Raw genomic sequence first — 13,293 nt, 5'->3', positions numbered from 1 at the left:
TCGCGTGCGGCCGTCTTTCCGGGCCGATATCGGCGAGTTCGCGCCGGGCGAGGGGCAACTGAGACCCTCCGCCCGCCGTCTCACATGTTGGGATAGTTCGGCCCGCCGCCGCCTTCGGGCGGCGTCCACGTGATGTTGCGGGCGGGGTCCTTGATGTCGCAGGTCTTGCAGTGGACGCAGTTCTGGGCGTTCACCACGAAGCGCGGCCCGGTCCGCGCCGCCTCGTCCGCATAGACCACCTCGTAGACGCCGGCCGGGCAGTAGAGCCGGGCGGGCTCGCCATAGACCGGAAGATTGCGGTCGATCGGGATCGAGGGGTCGGCGAGAACGAGGTGCGAGGGCTGGTCTTCCTCGTGGTTGGTGTTCGACACGAACACCGAGGACAGCCGGTCGAACGTGAGCTTGCCGTCGGGCTTCGCGTAGGTCTTGCGGCGGCGCGCCGGCAGCTCGGCGAGCGGGATCAGCGTGTCGCTGTCCGGCTTGCCGTGCCGGAGCGTGCCGAACGGCGACCAGCCGGTCAGGGTCTGGCACCACATGTCGAGCCCGCCGAGCGCGATGCCGACGGCCGTTCCGAACCGCGACCACAGCGGCTTGACGTTGCGCACCGGCTTCAGGTCGCGTCCGATGTCCGACGTGCGCCACGCCGCCTCGTAGGCGTCGAGGGTATCGCCGCCGCGGCCTTCGGCGAGGGCGGTGAACGCCGTCTCCGCCGCCATCATGCCGGACAGCACGGCATTGTGGCTGCCCTTGATGCGGGGAACGTTGACGAAGCCGGCGGCACACCCGATCAGGGCTCCGCCCGGGAACACGAGCTTCGGCACCGACTGGAAGCCGCCCTCCGTGATGGCGCGCGCGCCGTAGGACAGGCGCTTGCCGCCTTCGAACGTGTCGCGGATCGCCGGATGGGTCTTGAAGCGCTGGAACTCGTCGAACGGCGAAAGAGTCGGGTTGTCGTAGTTGAGGTGGACGACGAAGCCGACCGACACCAGCCCGTCGCCGAAATGATAGAGGAACGAGCCGCCGCCGGTGCGGTTGTCGAGCGGCCAGCCGAAACTGTGCTGCACCAGGCCCGGCTTGAAGCGATCCGGCGCGACCTGCCAGAGCTCCTTGATGCCGATGCCGTATTTCTGCGGATCGCGTCCCTCGTCGAGCTTGAACCGGGCGACGAGCTGCTTGGTCAGCGAACCGCGCGCGCCCTCGGCGAACAGCACGTAGCGGCCGCGCAGTTCCATGCCGCGGGCGAATTCCGCCTTGTGGTGACCGTCCTTGGCGATGCCCATATCGCCGGTCGCGATGCCGACCACCTCTCCGCCCGCGCCATAGAGCACCTCGGCGGCCGGGAAGCCCGGATAGATCTCGACCCCCAGCGCCTCGGCCTGCGCGCCGAGATAGCGGGCGACCTCGCCGAGCGAGCCGATGAAATTGCCGTGGTTGTTCATCAGCGGCGGCATCAGGGCGTTGGGCAGCGGAATGCCGCCGGCCGGGCCGAGCCACAGGAACCGGTCCTCGCGCACCTCGGTCTTCAGCGGACGGTCGGGATCGCTGCGCCAGTCCGGCAGCAGGCGGTCGAGCCCGATGGGATCGATCACGGCGCCGGACAGGATGTGGGCGCCGACCTCGGACCCCTTCTCCACAACGACGACGGAGACCTCGCTTCCCGCGGCCTCGGCGAGCTGCTTCAGCCGGATCGCGGCCGCAAGCCCGGCCGGGCCGGCACCGACGATCACAACGTCGTAATCGGCGCTTTCGCGCGCCTCGAGCGCCTCACCGTTCGCCATTTTCTTCTGTCTTTTTGCACTGCGCGGGCCGCGCGCCCTGTGGGAAGCGGCACGATTTGCCGCCGGGGCCGGCCGATCCAGATTACAGCCGTTCCATATCCGACAATGCCGGCCGCGTCACCCTTTGCGGCGGGTCGCGGCGCGACCTTTTCAGCCGCCCGCGGCCGGGCCAGCCGCCTCCCGCGTCGCCAGCGGGTGGTGCTCGTTGACGAGCGCCTTCAGCCGTTCGTCGAGCACGTGGGTGTAGATTTCCGTGGTGGCGATATCGGCGTGGCCCAGCAGCGCCTGCACCACGCGCAGGTCGGCGCCGCCGGCCAGCAGGTGGCTCGCGAACGCATGGCGCAGCACGTGGGGCGAGACCTTGGCCGGTGGCACGCCCGCGGCCGAGGCGAGCCACTTCAGGTCGCGGCCGAAGCTCTGGCGCGTCAGGTGGCCGCTTTCGGACTCGGCCGGGAACAGCCACCGCCTGCCCGCGCCCGGCGCCGCGTCGCGCAGCGCAACATAGGCCGCGATCGCCGCCCGCGCCCGGTCGCTGAGCGGCACGATGCGCTCCTTGCCGCCCTTGCCGCGCACCGTCAGCATGGCGAGATCGGGCCGGGCGGCCGCGTTGGTGAGGCCGACGAGTTCGGACACGCGCAGGCCCGTGGCGTAGGCGACCTCGATCAGCGCGGCGAGGCGCGCCGCGACGAGCCGGCGGGCGGGCGGCCGCTCCGCGTTGCCGGCCTCGGCGGCGGCGACGGTCAGCATCGCCAGGACCTCTTCCGCGCTCAGGATCTTCGGCAGCGCCCGCCGCTTCTTCGGCGCCTCGGCGAGTGCCGTCGGATCGTCGCCGCGCACGCCCTCGCCATAGAGGAAGCGGTGGAACCGCCGCAGCGCCGAAAGCCGCCGGGCCTGGGTCGCCGTCGCGAGGCCCGCCACCGCGAGCGAGGCGAGATAGGCGGAGACGTCCTCGGCGCCGGCCTCCGAAAGGCCGCGCTTTCGCGCGGCGAGGAAGGCGCCGAAATCCTCGATGTCGCGCCGGTAGGCCGCCAGCGTGTTCGCTGCCGCGCCGCGCTCGGCGCTGAGCATTTCCAGGAAGGCTTCGAGGTGGTGGATGCCGCGCATGGGCCTCTCGCATCGATGCCGGCGCCGTTCTGCCGCCGTGCGGACCGCGGCCGCCGCGGAACAGCCGGCGGCGGCGATCGCGAACCCGAGATGTTCGTCCGGTCCGGCACAGTCGCCGGACACGCTATTCTGGCCCCGGCTTTGCTTACAGGCGGTGAACACCGGCGCTTGTCGTCCCGCAGGATCGTGTTAACTTGTGTTTCACGGCAGCATCGCGAAGGCGTCACGCACCCTTCACGAAGCGGTGCGGGCCGTGAAAGATGGCAGGATGCTTTCCGGAGGGATGGCACCGCGGCGAAGGTGGAGTTCTGGCGCAAGCCGAAGATCGAGAGCGGCAAGACCGCTGCTGGGAAGGAGGCCGAGATGTCCCGCGACACGACCAAACTGCCCGGAATCAGGCTGTTCGCCCGCAAGGGCGCGCCGGCAAACGGCATTTCCAAGCATAAGAGAAACGAACCGGCATTCGAGGCCGGCGACCTGGCCCACCGGCTGTCGATCCGGCTGGCATCATTTGCTGGCGCCTTCGCGTTCGTCGGCGGCACGGCGATCGCCTGCCCCTTCAACGACGCCGCCGCCTCGATCGACGACGCCTCCAGCCTCGTGCCCCCGGGCGTCAGCGACGTCGTCGGCCTCGTGGCGAGCGCCGCCGTTCCGCTGCCGGAATAGGCACCGGCGGAACCGGAGCTGAGGCCTGCCGAAAGAAGCGGCACCGGCAGCGCGTTGCCGTTGTCATGCCGCATCGTCCAGGGTCCGACCGGGACGCCGCGCCAACCGGAACAGAGGCGGGTGCAAGCTGGCGTCGTCTGTCGCGGCGGCCCTCGACGGGGCCGCGCCCCGTCCCACCGACACACGGCGGCGAGGCACCCACGGCAGCCCGCGTCGTCGTCCTGCCGCGTTGTCTTCCGCGACGATGCGCTCACCTTGAGAGCGGGCGTCCAGAAGGGGCATCGCGCTGAAGAATCGCGCCGCCGCCGATTCCCGCTTCATCCACGTCCCGCCAACCAGATCGCTCGAACGCGACGGATGCCCGGCGGCGAGGCACGACCACCGTCCGGCGACGCTGTCGTCCGGTGGCGTCGCGCCTAAGCTTTTGAAGTCACTCTCACTCCGGTGCGCGGCGGATGCCTTTCGGGGCGGCGGCAGCACGGGTGTTTCCCCCCGCCCGGCGCGCGATCGCGGGAGAATGCCGCGGCCGCCGCGAAAGGCCTTGTCGAGCCCCCTCCCGCTGTGTATGGTCCGCGCCGCCGTCGACCAGACAGCAAGGGCCTGAAACCGCTTCGGTTTCAGCCACCCCGTGGAGAGGTGCCAGAGTGGTCGATTGGGACGGTCTCGAAAACCGTTGTGCGTGCAAGCGTACCGTGGGTTCGAATCCCACCCTCTCCGCCATTCCCGCCGATTGATCTCTGAAAATCTCGTGCTTCGTCGGTCACGCCGTGCGGCATGGCGAGGCTGTTGATCCCCAGATCGAGCCTGTACTTCGATTGGCCGGCCACATCATTGCTGTGAGAGCGTATTCCGCTCAGATCGAGCCAGTCCTGAACGACGAGGATAGGCGCAAGGCGTTGAATCCGCCGCGAGCGCTTGTCGGACGGGTAAGTCCAGCCGATCGGAAATCGCTCCAGATCCAAAAGCTAGAGCATATCCTTACCGTTCAGATCGGTTCAATCTGAACGGGATATGCTCTAGCTAGCCGTTCCGACCCAGCCGCGGAAGGAAAAGGCGGCATAATATAGCTCCACGTCCGTAAAACCGGCGTCGCGCAGCATATTTTCTTCCCGGGCCGGCGTCAGCAATGGCAGGCGCTCTGTCATCATCCGGCCGGTGGCTGTCGCCTTGTCCCAATCGGGGCCCTCGCGATCGCTGAAGGCGGCCGAAAGCGCCATCCAGCGCTCCGGGGAAGGACTAGGCGGCGCATGCTGCGCGACCACAAGCCGGGTTCCCGGCGCAAGACGGCGCCGAATACCCGCCAACGTCTTCAGTCGCTCGTTCAAGTCGAGGTGATGCAGCGTGAAAAGGCACGTAGCGCCGTCGAACGGGCCTGCGGGTGCCTGATCGATGGTGCCCTGGAGCAGATCGACACGGCCCGCAAACGGCGTGAGCGCTTGGCGTGCAAGGTCCAGCATGGCAGGTGAAGGATCGACGCCGGTGAACCGCCAGCCCGGCTGCGCCTCGGCGATCGCTCGGGTTTCCAGGCCGCCTCCCGCGCCGACAACGAGCATATGCGCGTTTCCCGGCGCCCCTTCCGCAAGAAGCAGCATCACCATGCGATGGAGGTCGGCCAGCCCCGGTACCTTTCGAGGGGTATCGGCGGTGTAGGAGGCAACGGCGGCGGGGTTGAGAAAGGGCGCACGCTTGTGATCCATGATGGGCAGCCTCCGATTGTCCGGATATGTAACAGTCAAAGAGACATAATCGCGCCCATATCACGTATCAATAGGAGATACGAATGATCCGCAATGCTCCGGCCAGGGTGGCGGTATCCAACGCCGAGGCGCAATGAGGCTGCCCGATGAGCCGAGATACCCGCTTCTCCGACGTTCTCCACATCATGCTGCACATGGAGCAGGCGGAGGGATTGCTGACGTCGGATGTGCTGGCCCGGAGCATGGGAACCAATCCGGCCGTGTTCAGGCGCACAATGGCGGGGTTGCGCGAGGCGGGGCTGGTTCGTTCCGAGAGGGGGCACGGTGGGGGATGGCAACTCGCGCGCCCCTTGCGCGAGATCACCCTTCTGGATGTTTATGAGGCGCTTGGCCGGCCCCATCTTTTCGCCATCGGCAACCGCAGCCAGCATGCCGAATGCCTGATCGAGAAGAACGTCAACGCGGTGATGGTGGATACCATGGCCGAGGCCGCGACCCTTTTTGTCACGCGCTTCAAAGAGATCACGCTCGACCAGATTGCTCCGCGCCGCCCGGTGAATGCCTGCGCACATCAAGACGGATGACGCCGGCGACGCCGGGCCTCTCGAACAGGGGCTGACAGCAATCTCACAGGGCTATGGCGAACACATCGCCCTCTGGGCGCTCGCGGCCCCTCATGGCGACACGTTCCCCGGCCTCACCAGGGCGTTTCGCCGGCCGGCTCCACGAAGCGGCCGGAGACGGCATCGGTGCCGAGAAGCGCGTACTGCACCGGCAGGCGGGCGCCTTCCTCCGGGGTCATGTAGCCGTTGTGGCCGGTCAGATCGGTCTTCACATATCCCGGCGAGACCGCGTTCACGACGATCGGCGTGTCGCGCAATTCGGCGGCGAGCTGCACCGTGAGCATGTTCAGCGCGGCCTTCGAGGCGTTGTAGCCCATCAGACGCGCCGCGTAATAAGGCGATGTCGGGTCGCCGTTTACGGTCAGAGAGCCGAGTGTTGAGGCGAGATTGACGATGCGTCCCGCGGGAGACTCGCGCAGCAGCGGCAGCATCGCCTGAGTGACGGCGAGGGTGCCGATGAAGTTCGTTTCCATGATGTGCCGCACGGCCGCTGTCGACGCCGTGCTCGGCGGCCCGTCGGCGGCGTCCACGATCCCCGCATTGTTGACGAGGATATCGAGCCGGCCGTGCCTGTCGGCGATCCAGCGGGCGGCGGCCGCGATCGTCGCCTCGTCCTCAAGATCGATCTGAACGCTCTCGACCGGATGCCCCGCAGCCGACAGGTCCGCGGTGGCCCGCCGGCCGCGCGCGAGGTCGCGTGCGCCGACGATGACGGTGAGGCCGGCCTGGGCGAGCTGCCGGGCGATTTCCAGCCCGATGCCTTTGTTGGCACCGGTAACGAGCGCGATGCGTTCGACGTCGGCCATGGCGGTTCCTTTCAAACTTGGAGGGGGAGTGCCACCAATATATGAAGGATCATTCGCTTTGAGGATTCGCGTATGGCCGCGACGCCACCCCGCCACCTGAGTCCGCGGAAACGGCCGCGTCAGGCCCGCTCGGCCGCGACCCTGGAGGTCATTTTCGAGGCGACCGTTCAGGTTCTGCTGGCAGAGGGGATCCACAGGCTGACAACCACGCGCGTCGCGGAGCGGGCGGGCGTGTCGGTGGGCACGATGTACCAGTACTTCCCTCACAAGCAGGCGCTGCTCTACGCCCTGAACGAGCGCTACCTCGATGTGCTTGCGGTAAGGATCGAGAAGGCGTGCGAGGGCGAGCACGGCGCCCCGCTGGCGCGCATGATCGAAGCGCTGGTTTCGGCCTACTGGGATGCGAAGACCGAGCGAAGCGACGTGACGCGGGCGCTCTATCGTTCCGCCGTCGAACTCGACAACGCCACGCTGATCGAGGCCTTCGCCGCGCGCATGGACCGGGCGACAAGCGCGATGCTCGCTACCGCGCCCGATGCCGCCTTTGACGACCTCACCCTCGTCAACACGACGCTGCTGGCCGTGATCTTCGGCACGGTTCGCAATGTGTTCGAGCGCGGCCTGCCCGAGCCGCTGGAGAGCGGCCTCCGCCGGCAGCTCGTCACGATGTGCCTGGAATACCTGAAGGCGGTCAGGAGGCCAGTGGCGTGAATACCGGAATGAGAGCGCCCCGACCGGGGACGCCGCAGGCGGCGGTCGCCGCCGCCCGCGCGCCTTCCGTCATTGCAGCGGCAGGATGGTCATTCCGGTCTCGTGCGCCTTCGCGAGCACGGCGGGGATGTCCGGCTGCGAGGGCGCGGGCAGGGCGGTCTGGCCGTCGGGCAGCGGGGTGCCGATGCCGGTGAAGAAGGCATCGTGCATGTGGCCGGGCGCGTTCAGGATGAGGATGCGGGCCGGGCCGTCGCCGACGGCCTTGAAGGCGTGCACCGCGCCATCCGGAATGGGAACGAACTCGCCCGCCCGGGCGACCCACTCCCGCCCGTCGACGAGGAAGCCGACCGCACCGTCCACCACATAGAACGCCTCAGTCTCACCGGCATGGTGGTTCGGCGGGGCACCAGCGCCGACCGGCACCAGGCATTCGACGAAGCAGTACTTGCCGTCGACGTCGGACGGGAAGGCGTGGAAGTTCATGAGAATGTTGAGAACATTGTATTTTCGAGGGCGCTGCGACATGGCGGGCTTCTCCGGTTGCGGTCCTGATGGCATCGGTGATACCATAATCCCGTAATAAGACAATAGTCTCTTTAAGGGAAATGGCATGAAGCCCGGCCGCGAACGCAACGCCCAGAAGGAACGCACCCGCCTTGCCATTCTCGACGGTGCCCGCACGCTGCTGCGGCAGGGCCGGCCGGTGACGGTGGTCGACGCGGCGGAGGTCCATGGAATTTCGAAGGCGACGGCCTACCGCTATTTCTCCGACCCGGCGATGCTGGTGGCGGAAGCGGGGCTCGACATCTCGGTCAAGCCGTTCGACGAGGTGGTGGCCGGCTGCGGCAGCCTGCGCCAGCGGCTGAAGGCCATCAGCCTCTATTTCTTCGATCTCGTGCTCGAGAACGAAGCCGGCTTCCGCCAGTTCGTCGGCATGACGCTGACCGCCTGGAAGCCGGACGAAGGTCAGCGCCCGGCCTATCGTGGCGCGCGGCGCCTGACGATGTACCGCCGCGCGCTGGCAGAGGACGACGGCGGGCTGTCGCCGGGCGACCAGGACCGGCTGGTGCGCGCGCTCGCGATGTCGACGGGCACGGAGGCGCTTGTGGCGCTGGTCGACGTCGTCGGCGCGACGCCGGAACAGGCGCGCGACAGCGTCTGCGACGTCACCGACGCGATCCTGAACGCCTTCCTGCCAGCGGGATAAGCCGGCTCGCCGGCAGACGGCTCTGCAGCGTCGGTCGATCGTCGAGGCGCCCGCCGCTCTGGAAATTTACCCGGTCCGGCCTATGATAAGAAGGCGGTGCTCAAGTCAGTCGGTCCCTGGACCGCGCGTTATACTGGGTCTCCCCACGGCGGGTTGACGACCGCCTGAGCGCCGCTCCCCTGCCTCACCGCTGAGACCCAACCGGTGCCATGGGTCGCGGCACGGCCGCGTGAGAACACGGCATCACCGGCTGCACGGCACCGCCCCGGGTTGCGGTCCTCCCGGACGGTCCGGGCCGGGTGATGGCCGCAGGCCGCCGGGGTGCCGGCGGCCCGGGGAGTCCGGTTCAGCCCAGATTGACCCAGACCGATTTCGTCTGGGTGTATTGCGTCAGGGCTTCCAGGCACTTGTCGCGGCCGTTGCCGGTCTGCTTGAAGCCGCCCCAGATCGACGTCATGTCGCCGTGGTCGAAGCAGTTGACCCAGACGACGCCGGCTTCGATGTCGCGGGCGAAGATGTGCGCCTTGGAGACGTCGCGCGTCCAGATCGAGGCCGCGAGGCCGTAGATCGTGTCGTTGGCGATCTCGATCGCGTCGTCCATCCCCTTGACCGGGATGATGGTGGCGACGGGGCCGAAGATCTCCTCCCGGGCGATCTGCATGCCGTTGTCGACGCCGGTGAAGAGGGTCGGCTCCACATAGGCGCCGTCCGGCGCCGAGGCCAGCGTGCCGCCGCCGAAGCGCAGCGATGCCCCTTCCTTGCGGCCGATGTCGATATAGTTCAGCACGCGGGCCTGATGGGAGGCCGTGACGAGCGGGCCGATGGTGGTGGAGGGATCGAGCGGGTCGCCGAGCACGAAGTTCTCTTTCGTGCGGGCGGCGAAGCGCTCGACGAAATCGTCGTGGATGCTCTTCTCGACGAGAATCCGGGAGCCCGCGTTGCAGACCTCGCCCTGGTTTCCGTAGATGCCGTTGACGGCATAGGTGACGGCGGTGTCCAGGTCGTCGTAGTCGGAGAGGACGATCTGCGGGGTCTTGCCGCCGCATTCGGTGCTCACGCGCTTCATGTTCGACTGGCCGGCATAGATCATCAGAAGCTTGCCGACTTCGGTGGAGCCGGTGAAGGCGATCTTGTCGACGTCGTTGTGGAGCGCCAGCGCCTTGCCGACTTCCTCGCCGAGACCGTGGACGACGTTCAGAACGCCGGCCGGGCCGCCCGCTTCCATGAACAGTTCCGCGAGAAGGTTGGCAGAGAGCGGCGACTGCTCGGCGGGCTTGAGAACGACCGAATTGCCGGTGGCGAGCGCGGGGCCGAGCTTCCAGGCCGCCATCATCAGCGGGTAGTTCCACGGCACGATGATGCCGACGACGCCGAGCGGCTGGCGCAGGATATAGTGCAGCGCGCTGGCGGCGGTGCTGGTGACGGCGCCGTCGAACTTGTCGATGGTTTCGGAGAAGAACTTGAGGCTGGTGACCGATCCCGGAATGTCGATGTTCATCATGTCCATGACGGGCTTGCCCATGTCGAGGCTGTCGAGCACGGCAAATTCTTCGTCATGAGCCTGGATGAGGGCGGAGAACTTCTCCAGCACGGCCATGCGGGCGCGCGGGTCCATGCGCGACCAGGCGCCGGACCGGAAGGCCTTGCGGGCCACGGCGACGGCGCGGTTGACCTCCGTCTCGCCGCCGCGGGCGACCTCGGCGATGGTCTGGCCGGTGGCGGGGTTGATGCTCGGGAACGTGCGGCCGTCGGAGGAGGCGACATAGGCGCCATCGATGAAGTGCTCTGTGCGGAACTTCACCGCGGCGGCCTTGTTCCGCCAGAACTCGTGCGTGTAAGTCGAAGCGTCCATGATTTTTCTTCTCCTTTTGATGGATCAGACGTGCTTGCGCTCACGCAGAAGCGTGACCGACAGAATGATGAGGATGAAGGAGGCAGCGACGATCAGCGTGCCGATGGCGTTGATCTCGGGCGTGATGCCGCGCCGCAGGGTGGAATAGATGTAGATCGGCAGGGTGACTTCGCGCCCGGTGAGGAAATAGGTCACCGGGATCTCGTCGAACGAGAGCGTGAAGCAGAGCAGCGCCGAGCCGATGATCGAGCTGCGGATCGCCGGCAGCGTCACGCGGCGGAAGGTTTCGACCGGCGTCGCGCCGAGATCGGCCGAGGCCTCGAACTGCCGCCGGTTGATCTTGGCGAGCCGCGCCATCACCTGCGAGACGACGACGCCGAGAAGCGCGGTGGCATGGCCGATGATGACGGCGGTCAGGCTCTGGGGAATGCCGATCTGCCTGTAGAAGTTCAGCATCGCGATGCCGGTGACGATACCCGGCAGGCTGAGCGGAAGCAGGACGGCATTCTGGAACAGCCGCTTGCCCGGAAAGTCGTACCGGTCGAGCGCCAGCGCCGCGGTCACCCCGATCACCACGCTGAGCAGGGTGGCGAAGAGGGCGACGAACAGGCTGTTCCAGAGCGCCTTCAGCATCTGGCCGTTCGCCAGAAAGGCTTCGTACCAGTGCAGCGTGAAGCCGGCGAGCGGGAAGGAGGTGACCTTGCTGTCGTTGAAGGAGAAGATCACCAGGATGACGATCGGAACGTAGAGGAAAGCGAGCACGCCGAGGCTGACGCCCACCATGCCCTTCTGCCACCATCTGAGCGTGTGCATGGGCCCGTCCTCAGGTTACGTCGATCTTGCCGGCCGGATCGAGCCGGGTGGAAATCTGCAGCAGCACCAGCACCAGGATGAGCACGAGGGTCGCGAGCGCCGAGCCGAGCGGCCAGTTCAGAGCCGCGCCGAACTGGGTCTGCAGCAGGTTGGCGACCATCGTGCCGTCGGGGCCGCCCACCAGCACCGGCGCGACGAAGTCGCCGAAGGCGAGGCAGAAGGTCATGGTGGCGCCGGCGATGACGCCGCCGAGCGACAGCGGAAAGATCACCTTCCAGAACGTCATGAACGGGCCGACGCCGAGATCTTCCGACGCCTCGATGAGGCGCGGCGGAATATTGTCCAGCACCGTGAAGAGCGGCATCACCACGAACGGCACGAAGATATAGACCAGCGTGATGACCATCGCCGTCTGGTTGTAGAGGAAGATGTCGAGCGGAGCGTCGACGATGCCGGTGGAGACCAGCAGCGAATTGAGCGCCCCGTCCGTGCCGAGGATGATCTTCCAGGTATAGGCGCGCAGCAGGTAGGACACCCACAGCGGCACGATCACCAGCATGTAGAGCGCATTGCGCAGCGTGGCCGAGCGCACGGTGAACACCAGGAAATAGGCGAGCGGATAACCGAGGCAGAGCGCGCAGACCGTGACGATGAGCGCGATCTTCAGCGTGCGCAGGATGACGGCGGTGTATTGGGGATCGGAGAAGATCTGGATGTAGTTGCCGAACTGGAAATCCGGGTGGAACAGCGGAAACTGCCGGGTCCAGAAGCTGACCGAGACCATGATGCCGTAGGGCACGATCAGAAGCAGGATCGCCCAGGCCAGGGGAAGCGAGAACAGGGCCGCGAAGCCCGGAAAGGTCCGCCGCGTCAGCATCATCGCGCGTCTCCCGCGAAGGTCAGCACGTCGGCGGGATCGATGTGGAAGGCGATCCGGCTTCCCGGCGCGACACCCTTCGCGGAGGAGGCCGCCGAGCGCGGCAGTTCCGCAAACAGCGGCCGTTCGATGCCGTCCAGTGCCATTTCCAGCCGCAGCCGGTCGCCATGGAACAGGGTTTCCAGCACCGTGAAGGTGAGGGCGTTCGATCCCGGTGCAGGGTGCGTCTGGAACCGTTCCGGCCGGATGCCGAGGGTTACCCGGCCGTGCTTCGGTCCAACGGCGCGGTTGCCGTTCACAACAAGGCCGTTGGCGAGGCGGAAGGACGTCGAGGCGCCGTCACCGGCCACGATCTCGGCGTCGATGAGGTTGGTCGCCCCGATGAAATCGGCCACGTAGGGGCTGGCGGGATTGTCGTAGAGATCCGTCGGCGAGCCGATCTGGGCGATGCGGCCCTGGTTCATCACCACGATGCGGTCGGACAGCGCGAGCGCCTCGGTCTGGTCGTGGGTCACCATGACGAACGTGATGCCGAGCTCGCGGTGCAGGCGCTTCAGCTCCACCTGCATGCCCTCGCGCAGCTTCACGTCGAGCGCGGAGAGCGGTTCGTCGAGAAGCAGCACGCGCGGCCGGCGCACGATGGCGCGGGCCATGGCGACGCGCTGCCGCTGGCCGCCGGACAGGGCGCCCGGGCGGCGATCGGCCATGCCGTTCAGCCCGACCATCGTCAGCGCATCGGCGACGCGCTGCCTGCGTTCGCCGGCAGCCACCCGGTTGGCCTTGACGTTGAGGCCGTAGCCGATGTTCTCGGCAACGGTCATGTGGGGGAAGAGCGCATAGTCCTGAAACACGGTGTTGACCGGCCGGTGGTAGGGCGGACTTTCGGTCACGTCCCGGCCGTCGATGGTCACGCGCCCCGTGCTGACCTGTTCGAATCCGCCGATCAACCTGAGCGTGGTGGTCTTGCCGCAGCCGGAAGGCCCGAGCAGCGTCACGAACTCGCCTTCGGCGATGGCGAGATCGATCGCGTGCAGCGCCTTGAAGTCTCCATAGGTCTTGGTGACGCCGGAAAGCGCCACGATCGGGTTGGAGGTCATGCTTTTCCCACCGGTTGTCTGGACATCGTGGGAGATGCCCCCGCGCCCGTGGCGGGGGCATC

Annotated in this window: 13 protein-coding genes and 1 tRNA gene; 5 read left to right on the top strand and 9 right to left on the bottom strand. The window is 67.3% G+C overall.

Features of this window, described 5'->3' with window-relative positions; translation table 11 throughout:
- Nucleotides 1–80 precede the first annotated feature (80 nt).
- Nucleotides 81–1,778, bottom strand: coding sequence for an electron transfer flavoprotein-ubiquinone oxidoreductase (locus BUF17_RS09290; protein WP_073627854.1), 1,698 nt, complete (start codon nt 1,776–1,778; stop codon nt 81–83).
- A gap of 150 nt (nt 1,779–1,928) precedes the next feature.
- The gene (locus BUF17_RS09285) at nt 1,929–2,882 is read right to left on the bottom strand and encodes a site-specific tyrosine recombinase XerD (protein ID WP_073627853.1); all 954 of its coding nucleotides are present in this window, start codon (nt 2,880–2,882) and stop codon (nt 1,929–1,931) included.
- Here BUF17_RS09285 and BUF17_RS22540 point away from each other — a divergent pair.
- Nucleotides 2,865–3,548 carry a hypothetical protein gene (locus BUF17_RS22540; protein WP_139282479.1) on the top strand — a complete coding sequence of 228 codons (684 nt, stop codon included), beginning with the start codon at nt 2,865–2,867 and terminating at the stop codon, nt 3,546–3,548. The genes BUF17_RS09285 and BUF17_RS22540 overlap by 18 nt on opposite strands.
- A 630-nt stretch (nt 3,549–4,178) precedes the next feature.
- Nucleotides 4,179–4,268, top strand: a tRNA-Ser gene (locus tag BUF17_RS09275).
- A 296-nt stretch (nt 4,269–4,564) separates the two neighbouring features.
- Here BUF17_RS09275 and BUF17_RS09270 read toward each other — a convergent pair.
- Nucleotides 4,565–5,245 carry a class I SAM-dependent methyltransferase gene (locus tag BUF17_RS09270; protein WP_073627851.1) on the bottom strand — a complete coding sequence of 227 codons (681 nt, stop codon included), beginning with the start codon at nt 5,243–5,245 and terminating at the stop codon, nt 4,565–4,567.
- Nucleotides 5,246–5,391: 146 nt separating this feature from the next.
- On the opposite strand from BUF17_RS09270, the gene BUF17_RS09265 reads away from it, so the two are divergent.
- A complete protein-coding gene (locus BUF17_RS09265) occupies nt 5,392–5,829 on the top strand; it encodes an Rrf2 family transcriptional regulator (protein ID WP_073627850.1) in 438 nt (145 codons plus the stop codon).
- Nucleotides 5,830–5,942: 113 nt separating this feature from the next.
- Here the strand turns inward: BUF17_RS09265 and BUF17_RS09260 are convergent, their stop codons facing one another.
- Nucleotides 5,943–6,674 (bottom strand): SDR family oxidoreductase, encoded by a 732-nt coding sequence (locus BUF17_RS09260; protein WP_073627848.1) that lies wholly within the window; start codon nt 6,672–6,674, stop codon nt 5,943–5,945.
- Nucleotides 6,675–6,746: 72 nt separating this feature from the next.
- Between BUF17_RS09260 and BUF17_RS09255 the strand changes: the two genes are divergently transcribed.
- Nucleotides 6,747–7,385, top strand: a complete 639-nt coding sequence (locus BUF17_RS09255) for a TetR/AcrR family transcriptional regulator (RefSeq protein ID WP_073627846.1) — start codon at nt 6,747–6,749, stop codon at nt 7,383–7,385.
- Between the two features lie 69 nt (nt 7,386–7,454).
- On the opposite strand, the gene BUF17_RS09250 is transcribed toward BUF17_RS09255, so the two are convergent.
- A complete protein-coding gene (locus BUF17_RS09250; protein WP_210215419.1) occupies nt 7,455–7,910 on the bottom strand; it encodes a cupin domain-containing protein in 456 nt (151 codons plus the stop codon).
- Nucleotides 7,911–7,995: 85 nt separating this feature from the next.
- Here BUF17_RS09250 and BUF17_RS09245 point away from each other — a divergent pair, with 85 nt between their 5' ends.
- Nucleotides 7,996–8,592, top strand: a complete 597-nt coding sequence (locus tag BUF17_RS09245) for a TetR/AcrR family transcriptional regulator (protein ID WP_073627842.1) — start codon at nt 7,996–7,998, stop codon at nt 8,590–8,592.
- Between the two features lie 346 nt (nt 8,593–8,938).
- Here the strand turns inward: BUF17_RS09245 and BUF17_RS09240 are convergent, their stop codons facing one another.
- From BUF17_RS09240 to BUF17_RS09225, 4 genes are read right to left on the bottom strand one after another with little or no spacing between them, the layout of a single operon-like run.
- Nucleotides 8,939–10,444: an aldehyde dehydrogenase gene (locus tag BUF17_RS09240; protein WP_073627840.1), complete on the bottom strand. Its 1,506-nt coding sequence runs from the start codon at nt 10,442–10,444 to the stop codon at nt 8,939–8,941.
- A 24-nt stretch (nt 10,445–10,468) separates the two neighbouring features.
- The gene (locus tag BUF17_RS09235) at nt 10,469–11,257 is read right to left on the bottom strand and encodes an ABC transporter permease (RefSeq protein WP_073627838.1); all 789 of its coding nucleotides are present in this window, start codon (nt 11,255–11,257) and stop codon (nt 10,469–10,471) included.
- A 10-nt stretch (nt 11,258–11,267) separates the two neighbouring features.
- Nucleotides 11,268–12,137: an ABC transporter permease gene (locus BUF17_RS09230; protein WP_073627836.1), complete on the bottom strand. Its 870-nt coding sequence runs from the start codon at nt 12,135–12,137 to the stop codon at nt 11,268–11,270.
- Nucleotides 12,134–13,231: an ABC transporter ATP-binding protein gene (locus BUF17_RS09225; protein ID WP_073627834.1), complete on the bottom strand. Its 1,098-nt coding sequence runs from the start codon at nt 13,229–13,231 to the stop codon at nt 12,134–12,136. Before BUF17_RS09225 ends, BUF17_RS09230 begins: the two co-directional genes overlap by 4 nt.
- Nucleotides 13,232–13,293 lie beyond the last annotated feature (62 nt).

The sequence above is a fragment of the Pseudoxanthobacter soli DSM 19599 genome (assembly GCF_900148505.1).
Taxonomy (GTDB): Bacteria; Pseudomonadota; Alphaproteobacteria; order Rhizobiales; family Segnochrobactraceae; genus Pseudoxanthobacter; species Pseudoxanthobacter soli.
The sequence above is the reverse complement of the archived record's forward strand: the minus strand, read 5'-3'. Positions and strand labels throughout refer to the sequence as shown.